This window comes from Parabacteroides timonensis, from assembly GCF_900128505.1.
In the GTDB taxonomy this organism is placed as follows: domain Bacteria; phylum Bacteroidota; class Bacteroidia; order Bacteroidales; family Tannerellaceae; genus Parabacteroides; species Parabacteroides timonensis.
Window position 1 is genome coordinate 332,977 of sequence record NZ_LT669940.1, and the last position, 26,987, is coordinate 359,963.

The following is a 26,987-nucleotide window of genomic DNA, read 5'->3' on the forward strand; positions in this document are numbered from 1 at the left end:
TTTTATTTGTGTGTAATAATCTAAGAAAGAGACGCATGAAAACAGGTTTGAAACTCTTAGCCGGATTGTTAATCATATTAGCAACCGTTTCTTGCGGTACGGGAGGCAGTAGCTCCGGGAGCAGGAATGTTTTAAATGATTGTCCCGTAGTTGGGCAATATGTGCAAGTGGGCGACGACAAAGTTTTGTCGTGCGACCAGAAACTTCTGACAGATACAGTCCGGATCCCCCTTAGTTTTTTTGCGGAAGATATGGAGTTTGTAAAACTGGATAGGCGGGACACTGCCCTGATTGGCGAGTGCGGAATCAGCCTTTCCGATAATTACATACTGGCACATAGCGGATATCCTCCTACGGCTTTTAAACTATTTGACAGGAAAGGTAATTATTTGACGAATGTTGGGGCCATAGGACAAGGGCCCGGTGAATACGAATCCATTTATGATGCTCAGATCGATGAGAAAAACGGCCGTATATACCTGATGCCGTGGCAGTCGGATCGATTGTTGGTTTTTGATATGGAGGGAAATGCTTTGGAGCCGGTGATGTTGGGAATCCGCTGTCCGAAGGCGAAGTTTAAAGTGGACCCCGATAAAGGAACGGTAACGGTGGCAACACTTCCTTTCCCAAACATGCCGGCAGTTATCTGGACACAGGATTTGTCGGGTAATCATATTCAGGAAGTGGCTCCCGGACATTTGGGGGTTCCATGGACTTTCAATAATGAGGTGTTTTGTGATTTTAATCTCCCCGGCGTATTCGATTTTAATATAATGTGTCTCGATCCGACCCGTGTCGATTCTACCTATCAGTATGACGTGGAGAATAACCGCCTGCGTCCGACTTTTACGTTTAAACATACGAAAAACGATCCTATTCCCTGGCACGGGTTTAATGAATGGCCTGATCATTTTACCGGACATTATTCCGGTCCTCCTGTTGTGCAGCAGGTTGAAGGCGGTTCTATTGCTACCCCCGGAGAAACCTATCATTATATTATAGATAAAGCAACCGGTAAGGGGGCCTATTTTACAATGTATAATGATTATTTCGGTGATCAGAACATCGAATGGCCCAGTTCGATATTTGGAAGGGGATATTATCTGCGAAATATGGAGCCGGGTAATCTGTTGACTGATATTGAGAATCTATTGAAAAAAAGTAATCTCTCCGAAGAAATGCGGAAGAAGCTGACAGATATGCAAAATTCGATTGACGATAATGACAATAATTATCTGATGATTTTCCGTCTTAAAAGATAGAGTAAGGGGGGAAATTCCCCCCTTAGTTAGTATCCTAATTTAAACTCCTGATCGACAGCCGGAACACCTTCGCTCATCCATTGAGGCATCGGTTGGCTGTTTAAGTAGTGTTGGAAGAACTGGAACATACGTTTCTGGAAATCGATACGGTTTGCCAGGCGTAGCGGCCAGTGTATTTCTCCTGTATAATTGAGCATCCATACCGGTTTTTGCAAACGTTTGAGTGCTACAAAGTACTCGATACCCTGATACCAGGGCACATGACCGTCGTTGTCATTGTGCATGATCAGGATAGGAGTCGTTACCTTATCCATATTGAAGAGAGGAGAGTTTTCCATGTATTGCAACGGAGAATCCCATAAGGTACCTCCGATACGGCTTTGTCCGTGCTCGTACTGGAAAGAACGGTTCAGTCCTGATCCCCAGCGGATCCCACCGTAGGCACTGAACATATTGACTACCGGTGCACCTGATTCTATGGCTGAGAACAGATTTGTGCGGGTGGCCAGATAAGCAACCTGATAGCCACCCCAGCTATGTCCCTGGGCTCCGATAGCCTTTTCATTTACATATCCTTTGGCAATCAGCGAGGTGATACCCGGCATAACGCAGTTGAAACAGCTTTCTCCGGGATAACCGTCTACATAACGTACGTCCGGGTTGAAAATGATATATCCGTTGCTGGTATAGAAATGATAATCGATCGTCGAACGATGTGGCTCCGGCATGTGATAGGCGTAAAGGGTTTCCGAATTACGTTCGTAGAAATTCACGATTACCGGATATTTCTTGTTAGGATCAAAATTTTCAGGTTTGTAGACAACACCTTCCAACGGTATGCCGTCCAGTGATATCCATGAAACCAATTCTGCTGTACCCCAGTTTATTTGAGCTTGCTGTTCGCCTCCGTTCGTCAGGCGGACAGACTTTTTGAAGGTCAGGTCAGACAGGCGGACATCCGGATATTGTTCGAATGTTTCAGAGGTATAGATCACGGCATCGGTTTCTTTCGCTTTTACCGGAGTTTTCAACATGAAATTACCGGCCAGCAATGTTTTGGGGATGGCCGGAGTCGAAAAGCGGGCATTGTAGTATCCTGTACCTTTTGTCTTTTCGTTGAAAGCCAATAATAACTGGGATTCAGCTAAATCGATGAATTTCTTTTCCTTATCCAACCGGACTACCCGGTAGGATAACTGTTCTTTGCGTCCGTTTACTGTGAGGTTGACAGGAGAAGTCTGGGCTGTAGGATCGAATTTCCAGATGTCGTAACGATCATAGATCAGCAAAAAACGGTCGCCGGCTGTCCATCCTGCCAGTCCGTGTGGGGAGGGATAGTCAGGAACGTCATTGTCTTCATCCCAGGCCGCAAAAGACTTGGGAGTTGTCAGGCGGTATTCTTTACCATCGTTCATCGAACGCGTATACCATGAACTATCCTGGGCACAATACCAGTAGGCAAATGTTCCTTCCGGAGAAAGACGCATACTGGTATTTGCTGCTTGTTTGATCTGTTGGCGGTTACCTGTTTCCAGATTTACCGTATAGATATCGTAACGGCTTCTTCCTTCCCACATCTGTTCAGTGGCATAAGGCAGATTGGTCGACAGCAATGCGATCGGCGCATCTCCTTCTGCGGCGGTTTGAAGATCCGGTATTTCTATGTTTGCCAGTTGGATCGATTTGTTATCGTTGATGTTATATACGGCTGCATACGTTTTTTTCAGGTCCTTTTGCTTGTTATATACCTGTTGGGTGTACTGTACCGCTTCATCCCATTTCCATATCTGTACATCGGGACGGTTTTCAGCCAGTATAGTCGTGTCTTTCTGTTGGGGAGCCGGTGCAGTACCGAAGAAAAGCCGTTCGGCATTTTTTGAAAAGCGGAGGTCGCCATTCTCGCTGATAACCCAGCTGTCAGGGATAAAACTTTGTTTGCGGTCTGCAACCAGACGGGCAGGAGCTTTGTTCTCGGACAGATACAGGGAACATAGTGTGCCGATGGAATCTTTGTCAGGACTATGCAGGAAAGCGATTTTGCTTCCGGCTTCATCGAATGTTACTTTTTTGATGACTCCTTTTCCTTCGAAAATCAATGAGTTACCTTTGTCGGGAGTAAAAGTGGACAGGGTGGAGTCGGTTGTATAATATAAGATATTTCCTTTTTTAGCGAAACCGAACTCTTTGACATCGGCCAGCAGTACCTCTTTGGCTCCGTCCAGTGAGCGGACATGCAATACGCTATCAGATTTACTGCTTCTTTTATAGGCGATCCAGTCTGTTGTCTCTGATAATTTGTATGATTTTAAAGAGTCGATCGACTCCTTCTTATCCGGAAGATTGAAGATAACCAGTTCGTCGGCAGGCATCTCTTCTTCTTTTACTTTCTTTAGTTTTAATGCTTCTACAGTTTCCAGTTCCGGCTTTTTGGTGACCAGCAGATAGCGGGAAGAAGCAGAGAATTCGGCGTGTCCGGCAGGACGAAAGGATGCAGTCATTTCTCCTTTGGCGTTATAAACCAGTATGCTGGCATCCCCTCTCCAGGGTTCCATTTTGCAGGCAACCCATTTCCCATCGTGTGAAATAGCCTGTTCGGTGATCCGTTTCCAGCTAACCATCTCGTCGAATGTCATTGCCTTTTTGGCCTCCTGCGCAGAGAGTGTGCAATAAGCACTCAGGCAGATTAAAAATGCCAATTGTTTCAGATTCCTCATATGATCGATTAAGTGTGTTATGTTTATGAAATGCAATATTACGCTTTTTTAGTTTTACCACAAAAAAAGCGGGGACCTTTACCGGGTCTCCGCCTTCATAAAATGTGATATTTCGAATATTATTTTTTCAATTCATCCTCGATCATCTCTTTCATCTTCTCTACTCCCATAAAACCTACCTGGAAATGAACCGGTGTTCCGTCTTTTGACAGGACCATATACGAAGGTACGCCATTGATGCCGAATTTCTTTCCCCAGAAGTCCCATTGGTCGGAAGTTACGCGGTAGTGTTCCCCTTTAATATCCGGAATCATCTGTTCCCAAGCACCTTTAGGCGAATTTTCTCCGGCAAGATAGAGGAATACGACATCTTTTCCTTCGAAATCTTTCTTTACAGGCTCTGATTGCTCCATAGCCATACGACAAGGGCCGCACCACGTTGCCCAGAAATCAACGAAGACGACTTTTCCACGGTAAGGGGTTGTAATGGCATTGAATAATTCTTCTGCAGGGACATCGGCGATATTAACCCGGTCGACCGTATAGCCGGATTTCTTTTTGTTTTCTTCGATAGTCTGCTTGAGTTTGTTATTCATCGTTGTCAGTATGTTTTTAATGACAGGAGATATCTTATCCGCCTGAGCCAGTTCTTCGTCGGTAAGTGGTTTGAATTCCTGGATAGGACGTGCCAGTCTTTGAGCTGCTATCAAGTCGAACAGGATGCCTTTGTCTGTGCCCATTAATTTGGCAAGATCTGCTGTATTGTCCGGGAATTCTTTTGTTCCTTCCGGAAGAGGCTGTCCGGAGATGTTTGCATACTGGAGGCTTCTTATTATGTTACTGTAATAAGAAGCATATAACCCGATGGGATCGTTAGGAACCAGGCGCGGAACAAAGTCATAATATCCGGCAGTGATAACCGGTTGTACGAATCCAACGGCTGCCGAGTCACGCGGAATATTGTTGGCTCTCCGGTAGGCATATTCCAATACATAGTACCCCATTAATTGCATTGCTGTTTCCATATCGGCATTCAACACCAGAATTTTACGATATGCATCGCTGATATGCGGATATTTATCGAGTTCTTTCAGGCCTTTCTCTCTACGGTCCAGCCAGTACTGTTTGAACTGATCGATGTTCATGGTAGCTACATCCTTAAACATTTGATCGTAATCTTCCTGCGAACTGATACCTACCGGCAGACCACGCAGCGGACTATTGCATACTTCATTGTTTAATGCTGCCAGAGCACCGCTGAAATAGTACTTTTCTCCCAATGACGGTTTATCTTTCTGTAATTTTGATTGTGCACGGCATATCTCGGGGAAGTTTATTTCGACAGAAGTCGTTTCTCCCGGTTTCAGGTAGACCGGAGCCTGCATGAAATTGGCAGATATATTAACCACTGAGATATGGTTAAGAGGCAGTTCCAATGTAAAATCACCCTTATTGTCTACCGATATTTTATTTTCATCCACATCACCGGTCACCGGGTTATAAGCCCATGTAGATCCCTGTAATTTCATTTCCGGGCGGAAGCCTGCGATATGGCCTTTTAAAGTGGCGATACCGGATTTCAGTTCCGGAGTTTCCAGAACAGGGGACTCTTTCGGGTTCTTTTTGCCTGCAAGAGGTGAAAAAGCCGGTTTCCCATCTAAATGGATTCCCCAGATGCTGAATGAGCCTTCGAAATCTCCTTCGGTGAAATCGACAATTGTTGTATTTTCAGGTAGCGGTGGAAAAATCATCTGGAAGGAATACGTCCCCGATTCCGGCATCCATATTTCTTTATCCGGTTCCATGCCAATACCCGACAGGAGCTTGTATTGTTTTCCGTCGGCTTGCAGATAGCTGTCTTTAGCGATCTTTATCCAGTTGTGGGGACGATAAAATGCGTCGATATAGACTGTTGTTGCCGTGTCGCTTAATACGATCTTTTGAATTTCGATAGAAGTGGAACTCCATGCGTCAAATGCCGGTAATTCTACTACTCTTTCTTTTGCTTGTATCGTTGTACAATAAAGGAGTACAATGAGTAATGATAGGATTTGCTTCATACCTGTAGAATTTAATTAGTGTTTATACAACAGATTCCGTTACAACTTGACCGTCGAACAGATTAATGATGCGTGAAGCATATCCGGCATCGTGCTGGCTGTGAGTTACCATCACAATGGTAGTTCCTTCTTTATTTAACTCACTAAGCAGGTTCATTACTTCCTGGCCATTCTTACTATCCAGGTTACCGGTGGGTTCGTCGGCAAGGATCAGTTTGGGGTTGGCTACTACGGCGCGGGCAATGGCCACACGTTGTTGTTGCCCTCCGGATAATTGTTGGGGAAAATGTTTCTCCCGATGAACGATAGCCATACGTTCCATAGCCTCTTTTACCTTTTGTTTTCTTTCGGAGGCTGATACGCCCATATAAAGCAATGGAAGTTCGATATTTTCATATACGTTCAGTTCGTCTATCAGGTTGAAACTCTGGAATACGAAACCGATAATTCCTTTACGGAGTTTAGTTCGCTGTACTTCGGTATATTTGGATACTTCCGTTCCGTTCAGGTAATACTCACCGGCAGTCGGGTTATCCAGCAGACCGAGAATGTTCAATAGCGTAGACTTGCCGCAACCGGAAGGTCCCATAATAGCTACAAACTCCCCTTCTTTCACTTCAATATTCACTTTATTCAAGGCCCATGTTTCCACTTCTTCTGTGCGGAATATTTTCTCTAATGCTACTGTTTTAATCATGAGTAAAAGATATTTAATTTGCCAGAGAAAGAACAAAAGTTGTGCCACGTTTATAAATAACTGGTATATAATGAGATGTATGCTTTTGTGTTATTGGCGTTTGTGCATATCCGCACGAATTCAGTTCGGAAACGCACATAAATAACATCGAATAAATTTAATAAGTGGAAATATCAGAATGTAAAGATAAACAGATGTTTTGTGTTACTTTTGATGTGTTAAAATATATTACCCGGTCGGGTATTTTCATTTACCTGGTATATTAATCCCAATTACATGGTATACTAATATCATTTTGATAGTTAGAAAAAGATGGATCAGCGGAACTTATTCCGGCGGAAAAGGCTGTCGTGTATTTTTGGGGACTAAATATATTGTCCCTGTCACTTTTAAATGGTAACAGGGCTTTATAATATATCCTCATACAAATTATATAACCTTTTCCGAAGGAATAATACTGCATATCGTTTCCTGGAAATCAATGTATTGACCGCTATTCCGGTCGATTCCGCTATCTCTTTGAACGGAATACCTTCCAGTTCTGTCAGCTCAAAGACAGTCCGCTGTTCATCTGGCAATTCGAGTAAAGCATATTCCAGTTCTTTCCACACGGTGGAGCGGATGAAATCCATTTCCGGCGACTGATCTTCATCGGGCATCAATTCGGAAAGCTCTTTCAGAAAAGTACCGTCGTCTTCGTTAGTAGAGAGATACGGCATTTCTTCCTCACGGCGTTTCCGGCTCCGGTCGATGATCTGGTTGCGGGCAACTGAATACAACCAGGCGGCAATCTGTTCGATCGGGTTTTCCTCCTGGTCGCTTTTCATGAACTGGTAGAATACGTTTTGCAAAATATCTTCACTGTCCTCCCTGGATGAGACCCGTTTGTTGATGAAGCCTTTCAGCTGCGCCTGATATTTCCGGAAGATATCTGCAACGCGTGTATTTTGCTCAGTACCGGCAGATGTATTTGTCGATAACTCTTTCATTGGGGCTGATTGCCGGGTGTGGGGTCTTGCATATCAAATCTGCCGTTACGGAAATCTGCCATATGCTTGCGGATATGTTCCCGGCGTTCTTCCCATGACATATTTTTCATCTGTTCCCGAATCTGTGCTTGTCCTTCTCGATTACCGGGGAAAAAGCCTCCCGACCGGGGATCGAAAGGACCGAACTTCCCAAAGCCACCCAGTAACAGACGGGTAAGTGCCATAAGGCCTATAGCCTGCCAGTAATTGATTACCGACCAACCGATAATGGAAGGGATCAGCCAATTCCATAAAAACATGACTGCCAGTGCTGCCAGCGCAAATACGCCTATAAAAAACAGGAAAGCAAGCCCTCCTCTGAATTTACCTGAATTTCTCATTGTGATATAATTTACATTGTTTATTATTCTGTTATTAACTCTATGGCATGTGTCCGGCAGGATTTTACACAGTTCCCGCATCCGACACAGTTTTCCGGATTAAGTACTGTGGCATAGCTGCAACTACCGTTATTCACCATCTTCAACACTTCCCTCCGGCATCTCTTTACACAATCGCCGCATCCACTGCACTCATACGCAAAGACTTGTAAAGATATGACTTCTTTTCTCTTTCTTCCGAACATTTTCTGTTTCCATTTTAAAATTAAAAAATCTATTTAGTGAGACATGCCTTCTATTCTTGTAGACGATCGGCACGGAAGAATATTTTAAATAGAAATCTTTTTTTTGATGTATGTTTTACATTAGTCAGTATATTTGTATCGTTCAAAAGTAAAATGTGATGAGCGATATAAATAATACACCTGTATTTTGGTTTATTTTCTTCAACGACCAGTTACTGCTTCAGAAAAAAGGTGAAACATATACAATCCCTTATAGTGTCAATCCCCCTGTTCAAGTCGGAAATGTGTTGGAAGTCGGTTTACTTCAGGATATTCCCTGTCGTACTGCATCGGTGGATACACCGTTGGAAGAGACTTCCGGTTATCAGCCGATGGGATTGCGTGCTTCGTACGATTTTCTGGATGGTGCTTTACATAAGATGGCAGGGAAGGCGTATGAATTGGTCTATTGGGATCAGCATAGCCGTTTTTGTCCTTCATGCGGAACAAAAACAGTGATGCAAACAGCTATTTCCAAGCAATGCCCTGCCTGTAAATACGAGATTTATCCGGCTGTGTCCGCTGCAATTCTGGTATTGATCCGTAAAGAAGATTCTATCCTTTTGGTTCATGCCCGTAATTTCAAAGGTTCTTTTCATGGATTAGTAGCCGGTTTCCTGGAAACAGGGGAGACATTGGAAGAATGTGTAAGACGCGAAGTGATGGAAGAAACCGGACTCGAAATCAGCAATATAACTTATTTCGGAAACCAGCCCTGGCCTTATCCAAGCAATTTGATGGTCGGATTTATCGCCGATTATGCCGGAGGTACTATCCGTTTACAGGATGAGGAATTGAGCGAAGGAGCGTTCTTTACGAAAGAGAACCTGCCCGAACTTCCCCGAAAACTCAGTCTGGCTCGTAAGATGATCGACTGGTGGCTGGAACAGCCCTGATAATGATAGTTGTACAACCTAAAATAATAGTATTATGTGTAAAAAACTTACCTTTTTTTGCTGTTTGGGACTTTTACTGTTGGCATTGCCCATAGTAACCATCACAGCACAAGTTACCACAGCAGATTATCTGCGTGCAGATACATTCCTAAAGTGTTCCGGTAAAATGTATTCTTCTGCAGTAATACCTGCATGGCTTGACAGTTCGCATTATTTCTGGTATAAAAACCATGAGCGGGGCGGCGATTTCTATTATCTGGTAAATGCAAAAACCGGGAAAAAACAGCGGGGTACGGATAAAAAACAACTTGCCGCTTTCTTGACCGGCAAGCAGAAGCCGTTGGCCGAGATCCTGTTGAAGGAGGAGGATGAGAAGAATGCAAACTACCGGAGAAACGGAGAAGAAGCCAAGCCGGTTATATCGCCTGATACTAAATGGGAAGCCTATATCCGGGATAACAATGTATATATCCGTCCTACCGGAGATGAAAAAGATAAAAAGAAAGGGGAAATTGCCCTGACAACCGACGGGACGACAAACCTGTTTTATAGTTCTTATATGATCTGGTCGCCCGACTCCCGTAAACTGGCCACTGTCAAGGTACGTGGTGTGCAGGAACGCCGTATTCCACTGATCGAGTCGAGTCCGGAAAGTCAGCGTCAGCCAATTTTACAATGGCGCGATTATGCCAAACCCGGTGATGTGATCGAAGTATGCCTGCCTGCCTTGTTCGATATAGAGTCACGTAAGCAGATCCCGTTGGATGTGGAACCTTATGCAAATCAGTTTACATTGTATCTGACCGGTTGGCGCAAGGATAGCCGTGCTTTCACTTTTGAGTTTAATCAACGTGGACATCAGCGCTATATCGTCGGTGAGGTAAATGCTACCGATGGAACGATCCGTCATCTGGCCGACGAACAGTCGAATACTTTTATCCATTATTATCAGAACTACCGTTACGATCTGAACGATGGTAAAGAAATGCTTTGGAGTTCGGAACGCGACGGTTGGCGGCATCTTTATCTGATGGATGGAAATACCGGCAACGTAAAACAGCAGGTGACTCAAGGGGAGTGGGTTGTCCGCCGGGTAGATTTTGTGGACGAGACCAACCGTACGGTTTATTTCTTTGCTTCCGGTTTCAATAAAGGAGAAGATCCTTATAATCTTCATTATTGCCGTATTAATCTGGATGGGACAGGATTTACCGATATGACACCTGAAAACGGGAATCACCGGATCTCTTTCTCTAAAGACCGGGCTTATTTTGTGGATACTTATTCACGACCGGATCTTCCGGCTGTCAGCCAGTTGAAAAAGACGGAAGATGCTTCGGTTGTAACCGTACTTGAAAAATGTGATGTCAGCGACCTGGTGGCTGAAGGCTGGCAGATACCTGAGGTGTTTTCAGCAAAAGGAAGAGATGGGAAAACGGATATCTGGGGGAATATTTACCGTCCGACCGGTTTTGATCCGTCGCGCTCTTATCCGGTTGTTGAGATGATTTATGCCGGACCGCACGATTCGCATGTGGACAAAGACTTTAAACCGGCTCACCACCTGATTTCCCGTTTGGTTGAATTAGGCTTTATCGTGGTTTCGATCGACGGAATGGGGACATCCAACCGTTCTAAAGCTTTTCATGATGTTTGTTGGAAGAACCTGAAAGATGCCGGTTTCCCGGATCGTATTGCCTGGATAAAAGCGGCAGCTGAGAAATATCCATCGATGGATACCTCGCGGGTCGGTATTTACGGCTGGTCGGCAGGCGGACAGAATGCCATGGCTGCTTTGTTGTTCCATAATGACTTTTACAAGGCGGCAGTTGCTTTATGCGGTTGCCATGACAACCGAATGGATAAGATCTGGTGGAATGAGCAATGGATGGGATATCCTATCGACGAGTCTTACAGTGCTTCATCGAATGTGGATAATGCTTATCGGCTGAAAGGTAAGTTGTTGCTGATTAACGGCGAACTGGATGACAATGTAGATCCGGCTTCCACATTGCAGGTTGTCAATGCCTTGATGAAAGCGAATAAAAAGTTTGAACAACTCTATCTGCCGGGTAAAAGCCATTCTTTGGGCGGTCCGTACGAAATGCACCGTATCCACGATTTCTTTGTTAAGAATTTATTGAACCAGGAACCTCCCGAGTGGGAATAAAATAAAAATGGCACAATATGAATACTGAGCGTTAATCGTATTCTTATTGTGCCGTAAAATGTTGAGTTGGTTGTCTTATTGATTTTCCAGTGCGTCTATCCATATATCCAGGCAAAGTTGTGGATATATGTAAAAACTTTCTTCGAGAGTGCCTGTCGCTTTCATCTTTTCGGATATCTCGTCGGCAATTGCCGGCTTGGAGTTGATAAGCAGGTCGAAGATGATATAGGAGAAAAAGCCCGGTTTTCCTTTCAGGAACTTATCCATCACTAAATAATAGACATTGGGAGAGGCTGATAAAACGAAATCTTTAAAATTCTGATACTCCTCCGTGTCCATATATACGTAAGGATTACTTACATAAGCCATTTCATCACATTTAATGAGGAATAGTTCGAATTTCTCATTAAATTGTTTCTTTTCGGATTTGGAAGGGAGTTTCATCCCCATATTGATCCTGGCCCGCAGGTCGGGCGTTACTTTATAGACATCCGGTTCCTGATAGTCTTCACCGTCACAGGATGTAAAGAATATCAGAGCGATTGAGGCAAGCAGGAGTGCCAATATTTGTAACTTAGTCATAAATGTCTGTATATTTTTATTTTATTTCTTAATCATAAGACGCAATACCACAGCAAAAAGCTGCACTTACCACGTTTTATCTGTCTTTATTAATAAAACGGATAAAAAATAAAAATACTGCATAACAAACAAAAAATATTTATTTTTCTTATGCACGCACCTCTGGAGTGAAGATTATTCCTTTCTGTAAGAGCCTTTATTCGATTATCTAGATCTGAAAGCCTGTATTATAACCTTTTCCCTCTACTATTTTATATCTGAAAGATAGTAATTGTAAAAAAGTATAGTATTTGTTTCATTTATGTAAGGTATGCTCTACATATATGTAATGCTTGCCTTTCATTTGTGTAAGGCTAGCCTTACTTTTTTAAAATATTGAAAGAAGACCCTAAATTATCCTATCTTTTCTTTTGGGTATTCCTAATGAAAATACTTAGTTGCTTGGTGTCTGGGTCAGTGACATAGAAAAGTGCTGAATGGTTTCGGTTAAGTATTGTTGTTTTATTTGTAATATTCTGATAGATAGGTTTTTATTTGATCGTTTTAGCATCTGTGTAAGTTTGAATAATACTAATATATAATTAATGTACGCACGTACATTATTATATTATAAAGAGAATGTTATATAATGGAATAAGTGGTTGTATGGTATGAAAATCAATTAGAGAATCCGTAAACGGAGTGACTAGAGAAAACGATCGTTTATTCTCGCCAACAAAATTAGGCATAAGTTTTGAAACTGCAATTATTTTGCAAATATTTTTTATGTCGTTATCTTCTTTCTTATCAAGAGAATAGCAAAGTATGTACAAAATTGGATATTTCCGATACCAACTCTTTAGATGTAAAAAACAGTGACTAAAATAAACGATCGTTTTAGCTAGTCATTCATGTCTGACTAGGATAATATAAAGAGTTTATAAGAACTAATTTCATTAACACTATTATTAATATTAAAATTTAGATTTATGAACAGAAAGTTTTCTACTTTGATGGCCATCGCGATGTTGGCCACGGGAGCAAACGGATGGGCACAGGTAACAATTGATGCTGGAACTACCACAACAGATGGTTATACAGTACAAGCTTCTGCGGCCGGTGCACTGTTTGATCAGTTTGTCCAGGAAAATGCAAGTAGCCGGGGGAATAAACTTTTTCCTACTGTGTCTCCGTTTGAATTAAAAACGGTTTATGGTGCAAAACCTATATCTTCATTGCAACATATAAACGGTGTTGCTGATGGTCGTTATTTTCAGTTTGCCATAAGTGAGTCTTTCCATGCAGTTTCGGCTTTAGCTGGTGATGGAAAAGAAGTCCTGACAATGGTTTGGGTGGATGCAGACAACGCTGTTTCAGGGCAAGGACATTTTGAAGTACAGGTTGAAAATGTAAATAACGCGAATGTTTCTAACAACCGTATTACATTAGATCGTACTTTGTGGAAAGTTACTGCAAATAAAGATGCAGCAGGTACTGTTTTGTATTATCAGTTGCAGAACAAGGCTTCTGAAGCCATCATGCAGTTGTCTATCGATAAGGTAGTTGGAACTCCTAATGCTGCTGGAGAAGCTGAAATTGCATTGGAAGTGGTTAATGGACAAACAAACTGGCGTTGGGCTGACGGACAGGTTGCTTCTATTAATTCAAAGATTGAACCTGCTGCTGGAACTGTTCTGCAAAATCAATTGCGTGCCCAGTATAATAATGGAATGACTATTCGTTTAGCAAGAAAAGTTGCATCTGGCGGTAAAGTAACTTTAGGAGCCGTTAAAATGAATAGCAACAAAGCATTTGCGGTTAATACTGATGCCATAACAATTAATGGCGCAACTTTTTATCCTGTCACATTTGAAAGTTGGGAAGCCAATCCTATCATCCTGACAGCAGATCAGATTAATGCTGAATTAGGAAATGAAGTTTTATTGACAGAAGATAAGAAAACTCCGAATCGTTTTAACTTTGTGTTTGATCCAGATGTTCAGGGAGATACAAATGTAATGTTGTCGGGTGCTTTCAAAGCTGAAAGCGCTAAAAGCGGTTTCGACCGTGTACCGGGTGATGCTCCTGATGGTTATGTTCGTTTCGTTACAAACGCAACGAAAAATGAATCATCTGAATTTAAGAAAGAATATCTGCATGTAGATACTGCTTATTATGATCCGACCCCCAACGGTCGTTACGATCTGAAATTAACAGTTGGTCAGATCTTATATCCGAGATATGCTGTTGCTGCTGATGGTAGAACTGTAAACTCAAATGGCGAGTTGATGATTGGCAGTTCTGTAATGACTGATGCTCAGAAGTATGGTGATTTGTTTACTACTACGTTAAGTCAGGCTCCTTACACAATGACTGCTTATACACAGTTGAAACGTCAGTCTAACTTCCGTCCTATCTTCTATCCGTCTACTCAGAGCTTGCGTTTGCAGGCAGAAATGCTGTATAAAGCCGATAAAAATGATCCGACTTGCTGGTGGGGACAAATGGCAAAGGATGCTGCCGGAACTTCTGCCGGAACTTCTGTAGCTGCTAGTTGGACGGCTGGAACAGTTGGGACAGATTATACGATGCTTATCGCTAAATGTGCTGCTGATCCTACAATTGATCCGGTTAATGTGCGTGGAGCTGCCAGAGGATACTATCCTTCTTATGCTCAGGATATTAAAAATGTTGAACAGGGTAATCGTTTGTTGTATTATGCTTCTCCATGGGGTGTAACAAATTTGACTGTTGCTAAAGAGCGTAATGGTTATGCTACAAATGGTTTGAGTGAAGTTAATGTTTTGTTGTGGAATGCAGTAGGGAACGTATTACAAACGGATAAGGCTGCTGCTGTTGCTCTGGCTACAGCTTTTGATGCTGTTCCTACAGGTAATCAAAATGTTTGGGTAATAGACCCGGCATCAACAGTTTCCGCTGGTAATTTGGCCGAATTTAAAACAGCTGTTGGTGCTAATGAAGTTGTTCCTGCTACAACTGGACTTAAGCTGATCTATGCACCTCAATATGCTACAGCTCATAGTAACTTAGCTCGTTTGGTTACTTTGACTCCGACTCATATTGTATTAACTGCTGGTCCTCACGATGTAAACGATGCTAAATACAGCGGTTTGTTGACTTATATCACATTGAAGACAACTAAGACTGAATCGGATCTGAATGAAGTTGCTGATATTGCAGAAGGTTTCTATTATATTCGCAACGCAAAGAAGATGTCTTCTGATCTGACACAAGAAGGCGATTATCGCTATGAAGATTTAGCTGCTACTAATGCTACATTTACTTATTGGAATGCAATGACTCAGAAATGGGATAGAGGTGATGTAGAAAATGGTAACAATCCGAACAATGACGGTATCAATGCTGCAATGCATCTTAACGATTTGAGCAATACCGGTAATCTGGTTTACTCTTCAGATAAGAAAGTGATTCCTTCTGCTCAGTGGTATGTAAAAGGTAATGGTGGTTATTATACGATCATTAACCGTGAGTCAGGACGTACTTGGGGTACTAGCTACTGGTGGAAGACTTCTGAACCGAATACTTATGCGAACATGGCTACTTATTACGATGCAGCTGGTTTGATGCAGACATACCGTGATACTATCCGTATCGAAATGATCCCGCAGGCAGAACTGACTAACCGTACTATGGGTTATCTGGATATGACACAGGCTGAAGCTATTGCTGATACCAGTGTATATGCTATCGGTATGAAGAACCTGGGTGATACTCACTTCTCTCTGACAAGTGTAGACGGTGTATTGAAACTGGTTCAGGATGCTAAGGGTGAATACAAAATGGAAAGAGTTCTGGTGAAAGATAAAGATATCTATTCTCAGAAAACAATGGGTACAGATGAGTTGATCTATGGCTATGTTCCTACAAAGGGAAATGCTGTCGATACTGCTAAAATGTTGGTTCGTGCTAAATACTATATCTATAAAGATGAAGTAAATGCAAATTCAGGTATTGAACCTTCAAGTATCAAGACTCGTCAGTATATCACACTGGAAAGTGGTAAATATCGTTTGACTTCAATCCAGGTTAAGTTTGATGATAACTTGTTCTCTACTAATCTGGATGCAGATGAAATGTCAGGAACAGAAAATGTGAAGAACCGTCGCGCATTCTATGTAAAACAGATCTCTACTGAAGATCCTACTCAGTTCGTATTGGTTGATCCGCTCGTTGTAACTCAGACTGGTAATGGTACTTCTACAAAGGTTGCTTATGGTGCACGTTTGTTCGTTAACCAGATGACAGCCGAAGTACAGCCAAGCAGCCTGATTTCTGATGGATATGCTAACAGCTATGCTTCAAGTATTTTCAGTGTTGAAAAACAGCAAGCATTCAATTACAAAGATCTTCGTGGCGAATTCAGCCGTGATACTTTGGAATTCTTCAAAGCTGACGATGCTGCAGGTAACTACCTGTTGAGCGAAAACACTGTCAAAGGTGCTAACGTTGGTTTGCTGGAAAGTCTGGATAAGAATCTGAATAAGAACAATGCTATCTTCCTGGATACAGCTAACGTATCTCGTCCGGAATGTCCTCGCTTCTTATTGGGTCTGCGTAATGTCGATACTTACGAACAGAATTCAAGTATTGCTTCACACAACCGTCATCTTTATACAGATGCTGCTTATCTGGTGAACATGATTGACTCTGTTAGTGCAAATCCTGTTTACATGTATAAGAACATCGATCAGAATGCAACTAAGTACTATCGTCTGGGCTTCGTTAATGCAAGACACGAAGGTTCTAAATTGACATTCGATAAAAGCGGTGCTGTTTACGACCTGAGTGATGCAGCTCTGGGAGCAAATAACTTGAACTATGCAACATTCGCCTTCCGTTATTGTGATGCAGAACGTGAAAACTTCTATATCGAAACAATGTACGATAATAACACTCGCGGTTGGTTGAAGACTATTAACCACGTATTGGTTGTAACTCCGGAAATTCAGGAAGCTGAAGTATTCCAGGCTAAGAAGTCTGAAGGTGCTCCGACTGCTAACGAAGAAATTACTGCAAGCAGCGTAACAGTTGTAGGTGGTAACGGTATCGTAACAATCAAGGGTGCTGCTGCTAAGAAAGTGACAGTATGCAACGTACTTGGCCAGACTCTTGCTTCTACAGTTCTTTCTTCCGACGACGCAACTATCGCAGTACCTGCCGGTATCGTAGTTGTAGCTGTTGAGGGCGAAGCTGCAGTAAAGGCAGTGGTTAAATAATAAAGGATTTTTTATAATCAAATAATTCTAAAATTGTCATGTGGTTAAACACCAAGTATCCCGTGAGGGCGAACAAGTGGCAGTATTAATACTAAAGTAATAAAATAAAGTTCATCTGCCGGTATCGCTGTGAAGCGAGGAAGCAGGTACAAGACAAAGCCCCGGCAGGTCGTTGACCGGCAGGGGCTTTTTTCAACTAACAGGGTAAAATCCTTATTATAAAATCACAAATTTCTTTCATAAATAGATTATAAACTAAAAATATCATGATTATGAAACAACGATTACTTTATGCGTTCCTGATGCTGTTTGCTGTATTGGGGATGGCGAGAGCAGCGGATGTAAATATAAAAGTGACTTCTACCGGTGGTATGCCGGTGACGGTTAAGTTGGATCAAGCTGATGCGGTAATAGTTAGTGCCGGAACACATGGCGATAATGTTAAGCTCAGTACTGATAAAAAAACAGTTACCCTTGCGCAAGGGTACCAAACAGAAGTTGAAATAACTTCAACTTCTGCTACAACTGCTACTGTGACCGGTCGGATGGATAAGCTGGAAATAGCCGGTGACAGTAAACTGAAAACTCTCAATTTGAGTAAGGATAATTATGTAAAGGAACTGATCGTTTCCGGTTCTGCATTAGAGTCTCTTACTTGTTCCGGGTTGGGAATGGAAACGTTGACTTTAAGTAGTGCATCTGTTTTGAAAACGTTGGATGCATCTGATAATAAGTTGATAACATCAAACTTGAACTTACCAACAACTTTGGAAACTCTGGATTTGTCTGATAATCTTTTAAGTGGGGGGACTTGGAATATTGGTTCCTATGCTGCTTTGAAAGATTTAAATGTATCCAAAAACCAGTTGACAGATTTATTAGGGCTGGCTTCTTTGACCAGTCTGGAAAAATTAAATCTTTCGGATAACCGGATTAAGACGTTGACTGCTAATCCGGGAAAGGCCGATTGTGCAATAATCTGGGGCGTACAGACTCTGACCATTACTACTATGAGTTATGGAACCGATGCGAATAAAGGTTACCGTATCTCTAAATTGATTGTAGATGCCGGTATTACTACGGATAAGAACCAGGCCTTCTCTGATGTAAGCTGGCAGGTAAAAGATGGTACGGTTTATAAAAATGATAATAATAAAACGGCTCACCAGCAATCGGGAGCCTGGGCCGATGAATATCGTTTCTATGACGCGACAACGAAAGAGTATATAAAAGGCACTTATCAATGTTCGCTAAAGACGGGTGGGCGTGAGTATAAAATTACAGATCTGGAAGTCTGGACTGCCAAGTTCAAGCTGAAAGGTGTGACACCGACAAATGCTACTGATTTTAAAGTTTCGATTGATGGTGCAGGTGCAGTAAATGTATCGGACGAACCAGAGGTAAAGCAAGGTGCTAAGCTTCTTTTCTCCGTTACACCTGAAGCCGGCTATGAGACGGCTGTTTACACGATTGAAGGTATGGTGCCGGCTGTTACCGGACAACAAGCTCCTTATAAAGGAACTTCTTTTGCTTGTATTGTGAAGGGACTTTATAAATCGCAGGCCGAAGATGTTTCACCGAAGATCTCTGCTGTTGTTTTAGGTAAAGAGCATGTTGTTTCTTATGAGAATAAGACACAGAGCGGAGGTTCTTTTACTGTTCAAAAAGTATCCGGAACAACCACATCCTATTTGGCTTCCAATGATAAGATTTCTGCCGGTGACAAATTGCTGATTAAGATCAAACCGAATACAGGCTATGATTTTGTTCTTACTATAAATGGTGCAGATAAAACTTCGTCTGTAAAGCAAAGCGGAACTGATGCCGATTATACTTATGAAGAAGAGGTCGATAATACGACATATCCGGGAACATCAACGATTACAGTATCCGTTACTTTTAAGAATCCGGCGGTAAAAGCATCTGTTTTGGTGGATGGAGCAGACCTTAGTGTTGCGGTTACATCAATCAAAAATTATACGGTAACTATTCAGAAGCCGGATGGAACTGGAGAGACAGTAAATAGTAACGCTACGGTTGATTTATTACCGAATACTACTTATCAGGCAATTTTCTCAACAGTCAAAGTCACTGGTGGAACTACTGTTGTTTATCGCCTGAAAGATATAACGATCAACGGAGGTGAATTGAAATCTGTCAAAAAAGACGACAAGGGTAGTGATGAAATGCAGTATACGGTAGCATTTACGGTGCAAACATCAGATGTGACGCTTTCTATCACTACAAAGCAGATGAAGCCTGCCTCTATTGTGCCGGTAGAGAACAATGGTGGAGCCAATCTACAGAAACAAGTCTATGATGGAAACGCGAAGCCTGTCTTATTCAGTACTATTCCTGCCAACTTGGATGAACATGTGAAAGTAACTTATGTAAGAACTACCGGCTCTGTTGATATGGGTACAACGGAACCTGTCAATGCCGATACATATACCGCTACTCTTAAGTTTGAAGAAAACGATTATTATATTCCAGATGCAACGAATGGGGAAAAGACAGTTACTCTCACAATATCAAAGGCTCCGCTGACTATTGAGACTTTGCCGACAGTAACGGTAGATAAAGCTGGTAAATATATTATAACAGGCGGAAAAGTGAAGTTTAACGATGAAGAGATAAAAGGAACTTTTAGTATTACTCCGACTACTCCGTCAAACCCAGGCGTATCTCATACGGCAGAAGTTGCCTATACGCCTACAGCACCCGCTGATGCAGCTAATTTTGAAGTAGCGAAAGCCACTGTCAACGTATTGGTACCAGGGAGTGAGCTCCCGTTGTATAGTGTGACTATGGCTGAGTTGCCATCTTCGGCTTACAGTGTTCAATGGATGAACGGTGATAAGCCGATCGATATCTCAAAAGAAACTTTTGCCGATGGTACTGTTCTGAGTGCAATAGTATCTTATCCCAAAGGAACAAAAGGAGTTGATTTTACTCTGACATCAACAGGAGGAAATAGTGTGGTTTCTCCGAAATCATCAGAAGATGGTCGCTTGGTTAAAACTGTTACTATAAAGGAAAACACAGAGTTTAAAGTAGTTGCTGGTATCGGTGATACTTATAAAATTACTTTTAAAAATCAGAAAACCGATTTCACGGGCGAACCGCTAGCATATAACCCTGAAACGGGATTGACGATCTCAGATAAGAATGATCAGCCTGTTTCTTGGGCTACTATTGGTTCTTCTGTATCGGTAACTTATAAAGATGCTTCCGGTAAAGTAGTTGCTCTGCCTGTCGATGCTGGTACATATACTGTTTGTGTGTCGATTGCAGCAGATAAAGTAACAGGGTACGTGGAGACTACTGCTGAAAGTGCCTCTTTTATTGTCAACAAGATTAAACCGGTTATTTACACAATGCCGAAGGCTTCCGTGATTGCCAAAGGACAGGCTCTTTCTTTGTCTGACCTGACAGGGGGGGCAGCCAATATTCCTGGTAAATTTACCTGGAAAGATGGTACGAAATCTTTCTCTGTTGCCGGATCTTATAAACAGCCGGTAGTATTTACTCCGGAAATTGGCTATGATAAGAATTATCTGTCTGTGGAAACCGGGGGGGAAGGTACCACTGTGCAAGTCGATTATGTCTCCGTTGCTGTTTCCGATCTGCAAATAGTAACTTTTGTACAGACGGAAGGAACAATAACCGTAACCAATCAGTTGGGACAAACATTGCCTACCGGTAGTGCAGTAACAAAAGGTGATGTATTGACTATTAAAGTTGAGCCTCGTGAAGCCCTGGAATTGAAATCGCTGAAAGTGAATGGTGTGGATAACAACGGAACTTATACGGTTGGAACTTCATCCGTAGCGATCGAAGCGATCTATCAACCGAAAGTGGTAGAGCCCGAACCTGAAGATCCTGTTATCGATCCCAACAGTCAGTATGCAGTAACCTTACCGAAGGCAAATGATGTTCGTGGTGTTCTTATCAATAAACCGGGGGTGAATGCAGTGTTGAAAGACAAGCCTTTTAACTTTACACTGAATACTTTAGCTGCCGATGCTGAAAAGGTTGTAGTGAAAGTGAACGGAACAGAACTGAAACCGGTAGACGGCACGTATACGATTGCATCGGTAACTGAAAATACTACTGTTCAGATCTCATTGGCTAATCCTACTCCGTTGAAAGTTTCTGTGGAAACTGTGACAAAGAATGACAATGGTTATGTCATGGGGAAAGTACAGGTAGATGGTCCGTCGGATGGTATTTGCTATTATAATGACGAGATCACGCTGGTTGCCTATCCGGAAAGTGGCGTTATGTTTAACGGTTGGTCTGACGATAAAGAGGTGAAGAGTCAACTACGCAAACTGACGCTTACGAAAGATGTAACGATTGCGCCACTCTTCAGCGGTGTACCGACAGGCATCGAATCTCTTTCGACAGCTCGTATGTATACTACGGAAGGAACCCTTGTTATCGAAGGTGTAGCCCAGGGTTATGTAACGATTGTCGGCATGGATGGTCGTATACAGCGTCAGCAGATCAGTGGTGATAGCCGTATCCAGCTGGCTAGTGGTGTGTATGGTGTGATACTTGAAGAAGGTTCGAAAGTGATCCGGACTAAAGTGATCGTGAAGTAATAGATAAACATCCATAGGGTAAAGAATACCCTGTGATAAAAAAGGATAGCTCCTGGAAGTTTGAGATAAACTTTCAGGGGCTGTTTTATTATAAGATTTATACTTTAATACTGCCGGTAACGGTTTGTTCGGTTTCCGCAAAAAGCTCTGCGAAAGGTTTTCCTTTCACGGGGATAGGATCGTGGATGATGAGTTCGATTCGATTACCGAGTCCCAAAGGAAAAGTACCCCATTTCGTCATCTTCCATGAATTGTTGATAGTTACTGGAACCATATAGGCTGACGGTGCATACTTACAGAGGATTTTCAGGCCGTTTTCGGCAAAAGGGCGAGGTTTACCTGTTTTGCTTCTTGTCCCTTCCGGAAAAATTACTGCCGAACGTTTGTTCGTTTCGATATATTCAGCCATTACGCGGATAGCTGTCAAAGCTTGCTTCGGGTCTTTCCGGTCGATAAGTACCGATCCGCCATGGACGAGGTTGTATGAGATGCTGGGAATCCCTTTGCCTAGTTCGATTTTACTGATAAATTTAGGGTGTACCTTGCGCATGAACCAGCAGATGGTGGTAATATCATACAGGCTTTGATGGTTCGAAGCAATTATCAGGGGAGAATTAGTCGGGAGCTTTTCCAGTCCGCTCACTTTGTATCTTGTTCCCAACACGTACGTGTTGAATACTAAGAAAAAACTTAAGACATCCACACTTTTTTTGTGTGCTTTGTAGCCAAACAGGTTGAAGCATATCCACTGTACTGCGTGGAAGAATACCAACGTAATTCCAAATAACAAATAGTAGATAACTGAAAGTGGATACGAAACGATTTTTTCCATCTTATCCTTTAAATTGTATATTCATAAATTCGACCTTGCACCTGTAAATAATGCGACAAAAGTATGAAAAAATTATTCTACTATGGTGATTAGGGATAATTATTGTAGTATTTCTGTGTTTGCCAGCGTTGTGCATTTCTCCTTTTGGAGCGCGCACTAGGCATAAAAACTTGTTGAAGCATATCGTCGAATGAGATGCCTGAAGGTTTTTGAGCGTTAGCTCTGATATCGGGGGAAACATAGAAGGAGCCGAACATTTTGATCCGGGGTAGGGGCTTGTCGAGTCCGTAGCGCATAAAAACAGCAGGAGGCAAATCTTTCAGTGCCACTTTTCGGTTGGGGTTGTGTTCTTCCACATCCTCCGGACGTACATATTCAGAGAAATCTTTCAGTACGTATGAAGCAGGAGAGGTGGATGGTGCCATGATCATGTTTGACGCCGGTTTATCTGTGTTGATGAGTGTTCCGGATTCTATTGCTTTCAACGCTTCCTGATTCAATTCTATCTTTTCTTTGCCGGAAATGACTTTTTGAAGCCATACCGAATCCTTTTCTGTCCATTGACTGTATACATATTCTGTACCGCTCAGGCAGATCAACATCCATATAATTAATCTTTTGCTCATCTAAAATCGTTCAGCTTCCCGTATTTTATTTATAAAACGCGCGGGAAGCTGAAATACTGCGTGGCATTTATGTTTATTTAGTTTCGATCACTTCTTTTACCTTTGCTTTTAAATCGTCACCACGCAGGTCGCGGGCTATGATCGTGCCGTCGGGACCAAACAGGATGATATGGGGAATACCGTTGATACCGTATAACTTACCGGGAGTATCTCCTGCATTTAAGATCTGAGGCCATGTTATTTTCAAATCAGTTATGGCCTTTTGCGTGTCGGCAGTGCGATCCCATACGGCAACACCAATAACCTCTAGACCTTTATCTTTATATTGTTTATATACCTCTGCCAATACCGGAGTTTCTTCACGGCAAGGGCCGCACCAACTAGCCCAGAAATCGACCAGCGCGTATTTCCCTTTTCCGACATAATCGGATAAAGAAGCTTTACTTCCATCTTCTGCTTCGATTGTGAAATCGACAAAAGGTTTTCCCTCGGCTGTTTGTTCCAGTGCTTCAATCTGTTGTATCGTTTCCTGCATATTCGGAGTATTGCGAACCGTTTCACCAAGCAGTGCTATTCTAGGCTTTACCTGTTCGGGAGTAAGATAGATATTCAGATAATTCAAAGCGATTGCTCCGATCGGATTATTTGAGTTTTTATTGAGGAAACTGTCGAGCATAGCGATAAAAGCTGGTTTCCATTCATTCTTGAAATAATCGCTTTGTTGCTGCATACGCTCTTTTTTGTCCTCTATTTGTTCCATTAACTCGCGTTGTTTGGAGTCGATCATATCAGACATTTTATTTTGGGCGGTACGGAAATTAGCTAATTCTTTATTTAAAGATGTTCCTGATGGAAGTTCCGGCTTGCCTAAATCAAGATTAATCGTCCCGTTTTCAAGAATGAAAGATACATAATATTCCCGACTGGCAGTGATCTGGCAAAAAGCAGGGGTGTCTATCTTTCCGGTGAAAGTGAAAGTCTTTCCCGTGATGACAGTACTGTCTATCTTATTATTGTTGTTGTCGCGGTTAACAATATAAATCGTTTCACCATCCAGCGAATTGTCCGGAATCGTACCGTTTATGGTATAAGTCGTAGCCGACTTTTCCGAACAGCTGCTGAGTAGCGTTAATCCGATTAACAATGTAAATAAAAAGTTTGTCTTCATATAGTCGATAATTATAAGATTTATACATCTCATTCAAAAAACTATACAAATGTATAAAAGAATCTTTCATATTCAGTCTGATTTTCTTTTCCTTACTTTTATTTGTTCTATTATCATCAAACGGATAGAACACAATCATCAAATGAAAGGAGCATATATGTGTTTTATTCGTTTGATATATATCGAACGCAAAAACGTACGAATACTAATCTGTGTTTGAATAGGGAAAATACATATCATACCATGAAAAAACATCTCCAGCCATTGCGATAAATAAAAAACTATTATCTTTGTTCCGTTACCCGCTATTGGGCAACAGACCATTAAAACCATTAACATATGGAAAGATACGTGAATATCATGCTTGATGAGGGCTTTAAAACAGTCTTCGGAGTAAAGCAAGTAGCCATTGACTTTATCAATGCCGCCCTCCTGGGTGAGCGCCAGGTGAAAGACTTGACTTATCTTGATAAAGAAATCCAGCCGGAAGTAATAGAACAACGCACGGTAATCTTCGATCTCCTTTGCGAGGACGTGGACGGAAGTAAATTCATCTTGGAAATGCAGAATTGCCCGCAACGTTATTTCTTTAACCGCGGATTCTATTATCTTTGCCGAATGGTTTCCCGTCAGGGAAAGAGCGGACGGGACTGGCAATACAACCTGCTTCCTGTTTATGGTATCTATCTATTGAACTTTAGTCTGCCGGAATTACACAGCTGGCGAACAGATGTAATCCTGGCTGACGAGGCAACAGGTAAAACTTTTGGCGAAGTCAAACTGAAACAGATTTATCTGTCGTTCGACTTGTTCAATTTAACGAAAGAGGAATGTAAGACTCCTCTTGAAAATACGATTTATATATTGAAGAATATGAATTTATTTGATATGTCTCCATTTAAGGAGAAAGAGGATGCCTTCAGACGCCTGCTCGACGTGGCGAATCTCAATGCCATGACGGATCATGAGCGTGCCGTCTACGAAGAGAACCTGAAGATTTACCGTGACTGGCATGCTACGACGGAATATGCGGTGGAAGAGGCCGAGAAAAAAGGTGAGGCGAAAAAACAGCGCCATATCGCTACAAAAATGAAAAAGCAGGGATTCGCTATTGAAACGATTGCTGAGTTCACTGAATTGCCGATAAAAGAGATCGAGGAATTGTAGTTTCTTATTAACTATAAAATAATTTATCAGCCAGGTTGTTTTAACATAACAATCTGGCTGATTTTGTTTTTGGCTTTACCTTGTATTAATATTTCAATTCTTATTAGAAATGAATGCTTCATTTATTATCAAATGTGAACCTATTAGCGTCACAGTTAGCCCTTCAGGGCATTAACGTCACTAAAACAAGGGCGGTTCACAAACCACCCCTACAGAGGCACCGATCGCGAAGCCTAATTTTCAATTAAAATAGTCTCCTTTCTTTTTGTCCAAAGGAAATATTCTATATCTTTGCCGTACCGCCTGTTATTGGGCGGCAACCAAAATATATAAGCTATGGGGAAATTTATCAATCCCTTCACCGATTTCGGTTTTCACCGGATTTTCGGTCAGGAGGTACACAAAGAGTTATTAATCGATTTCTTAAATCAACTGTTGGAAGGCGAACGCCATATCAGCGATATCACCTTTCAAAACCCGATCCTCCAACCGGAAACGATCGAAGATCGGGGAGTGATATTCGATATTCATTGTAAGGATGATAAAGGCGGTTGGTTCGTAGTGGAAATGCAGAACGGAGCCCAGCCCTACTTTTACGACCGGGGTATCTATTACTTATCGCGGGCTATCAGTAACCAGGGGGAGAAGGGTAAAGAGTGGAAGTTTAACCTCTGCCCGGTATACGGTATCTTCCTGTTAAACTATAAGATGGGAATGAACTCCAAATTCCGCACAGATGTTATATTGGCAGACCGTGACACCGGACGCATGTTTAGCGACAAGATCCGGCAGGTATATCTGGAGTTACCCTGGTTCACGAAAGAAGCAGATGATTGTGAGACAGATTTTGAACGTTGGTTATATTTATTAAAACATATGGATACATTAGACAGAATGCCCTTCAAGGCGCAAAAGGCCGTATTCGACAAACTACTCGAAGTGGCGGATGTGGCTAATCTGAGCAAGGACGAGCGTGTCTTGTATGATGAAGCCCTGAAACGTTACCGCGACTATAAAAATACGATCGACTATGCCGAAGAGAGAGGGATAGAAAAAGGACGCAAAGAAGGGCGCAAAGAAGGTATCGAGATAGGAGTGACCAAAGGACTAAAGGAAGGACGCAAAGAAGGCGTCGAGATAGGAATAACCAAAGGACGCAAGGAAGGCGTCTATTCCGTGGCAAAAGCTATGAAAGAGAAAGGTCTTTCTCTCTTGACAATTGCCGAGGTAACCGGCCTCAGCGAGGCAGAGATAGAAACATTATAATATTTAGAATAAATAGGTCACTAAACAAGGCAGCTTGGAATGAAGCTGCC

At 42.2% G+C, this 26,987-nt stretch carries 17 protein-coding genes; 7 read left to right on the plus strand and 10 right to left on the minus strand.

The genetic code is table 11. From position 1 onward, the window contains the following. The first annotated feature begins 35 nt into the window (after window positions 1-35). Complete coding sequence (locus BQ7394_RS02190; protein ID WP_075555870.1) at window positions 36-1,262, plus strand: 6-bladed beta-propeller; 1,227 nt, start codon at window positions 36-38, stop codon at window positions 1,260-1,262. A 26-nt stretch (window positions 1,263-1,288) separates the two neighbouring features. On the opposite strand, the gene BQ7394_RS02195 is transcribed toward BQ7394_RS02190, so the two are convergent. From BQ7394_RS02195 to BQ7394_RS26420, 6 genes are all read right to left on the minus strand, one after another. Beyond that, window positions 1,289-3,976 carry an alpha/beta hydrolase family protein gene (locus tag BQ7394_RS02195; RefSeq protein ID WP_075555871.1) on the minus strand — a complete coding sequence of 896 codons (2,688 nt, stop codon included), beginning with the start codon at window positions 3,974-3,976 and terminating at the stop codon, window positions 1,289-1,291. A 119-nt stretch (window positions 3,977-4,095) separates the two neighbouring features. Continuing rightward, complete coding sequence (locus BQ7394_RS02200) at window positions 4,096-6,036, minus strand: TlpA family protein disulfide reductase (RefSeq protein ID WP_075555872.1); 1,941 nt, start codon at window positions 6,034-6,036, stop codon at window positions 4,096-4,098. 22 nt (window positions 6,037-6,058) lie between these two features. After that, complete coding sequence (locus BQ7394_RS02205) at window positions 6,059-6,751, minus strand: ABC transporter ATP-binding protein (protein ID WP_262497531.1); 693 nt, start codon at window positions 6,749-6,751, stop codon at window positions 6,059-6,061. Window positions 6,752-7,140: 389 nt separating this feature from the next. Further along, window positions 7,141-7,722, minus strand: coding sequence for an RNA polymerase sigma factor (locus tag BQ7394_RS02210; protein ID WP_075555874.1), 582 nt, complete (start codon window positions 7,720-7,722; stop codon window positions 7,141-7,143). Next, complete coding sequence (locus BQ7394_RS02215; protein ID WP_075555875.1) at window positions 7,719-8,102, minus strand: hypothetical protein; 384 nt, start codon at window positions 8,100-8,102, stop codon at window positions 7,719-7,721. The genes BQ7394_RS02210 and BQ7394_RS02215 overlap by 4 nt, the downstream gene beginning before the upstream one ends. A gap of 23 nt (window positions 8,103-8,125) precedes the next feature. Next, on the minus strand, window positions 8,126-8,347 hold the full coding sequence (locus BQ7394_RS26420; protein ID WP_075555876.1) for a 4Fe-4S binding protein: 222 nt from the start codon (window positions 8,345-8,347) through the stop codon (window positions 8,126-8,128). A 158-nt stretch (window positions 8,348-8,505) separates the two neighbouring features. Here BQ7394_RS26420 and nudC point away from each other — a divergent pair, with 158 nt between their 5' ends. Next, window positions 8,506-9,282, plus strand: a complete 777-nt coding sequence (nudC, locus tag BQ7394_RS02225) for an NAD(+) diphosphatase (RefSeq protein WP_075555877.1) — start codon at window positions 8,506-8,508, stop codon at window positions 9,280-9,282. 34 nt (window positions 9,283-9,316) lie between these two features. Beyond that, window positions 9,317-11,452 (plus strand): S9 family peptidase, encoded by a 2,136-nt coding sequence (locus BQ7394_RS02230; RefSeq protein WP_075555878.1) that lies wholly within the window; start codon window positions 9,317-9,319, stop codon window positions 11,450-11,452. Between the two features lie 75 nt (window positions 11,453-11,527). Here the strand turns inward: BQ7394_RS02230 and BQ7394_RS02235 are convergent, their stop codons facing one another. Then, a complete protein-coding gene (locus BQ7394_RS02235) occupies window positions 11,528-12,034 on the minus strand; it encodes a hypothetical protein (RefSeq protein WP_075555879.1) in 507 nt (168 codons plus the stop codon). 968 nt (window positions 12,035-13,002) lie between these two features. Between BQ7394_RS02235 and BQ7394_RS02240 the strand changes: the two genes are divergently transcribed. Next, a complete protein-coding gene (locus tag BQ7394_RS02240; RefSeq protein WP_139317666.1) occupies window positions 13,003-17,271 on the plus strand; it encodes a DUF6383 domain-containing protein in 4,269 nt (1,422 codons plus the stop codon). A 272-nt stretch (window positions 17,272-17,543) separates the two neighbouring features. After that, entirely contained in the window at window positions 17,544-21,878 is a 4,335-nt protein-coding gene (locus BQ7394_RS02245; protein ID WP_139317667.1) for a leucine-rich repeat domain-containing protein, read from the plus strand. A gap of 97 nt (window positions 21,879-21,975) precedes the next feature. Here BQ7394_RS02245 and BQ7394_RS02250 read toward each other — a convergent pair whose 3' ends face one another. From BQ7394_RS02250 to BQ7394_RS02260, 3 genes are all read right to left on the minus strand, one after another. Further along, entirely contained in the window at window positions 21,976-22,710 is a 735-nt protein-coding gene (locus tag BQ7394_RS02250; RefSeq protein ID WP_075555882.1) for a lysophospholipid acyltransferase family protein, read from the minus strand. Window positions 22,711-22,799: 89 nt separating this feature from the next. After that, entirely contained in the window at window positions 22,800-23,336 is a 537-nt protein-coding gene (locus BQ7394_RS02255; RefSeq protein ID WP_075555883.1) for a DUF4858 domain-containing protein, read from the minus strand. Between the two features lie 73 nt (window positions 23,337-23,409). Then, complete coding sequence (locus tag BQ7394_RS02260) at window positions 23,410-24,504, minus strand: TlpA disulfide reductase family protein (protein WP_075555884.1); 1,095 nt, start codon at window positions 24,502-24,504, stop codon at window positions 23,410-23,412. A 339-nt stretch (window positions 24,505-24,843) separates the two neighbouring features. Between BQ7394_RS02260 and BQ7394_RS02265 the strand changes: the two genes are divergently transcribed. Next, window positions 24,844-25,671, plus strand: a complete 828-nt coding sequence (locus BQ7394_RS02265; RefSeq protein WP_075555885.1) for an Rpn family recombination-promoting nuclease/putative transposase — start codon at window positions 24,844-24,846, stop codon at window positions 25,669-25,671. Window positions 25,672-26,007: 336 nt separating this feature from the next. Next, complete coding sequence (locus tag BQ7394_RS02270) at window positions 26,008-26,937, plus strand: Rpn family recombination-promoting nuclease/putative transposase (protein WP_075555886.1); 930 nt, start codon at window positions 26,008-26,010, stop codon at window positions 26,935-26,937. Window positions 26,938-26,987: the final 50 nt, after the last annotated feature.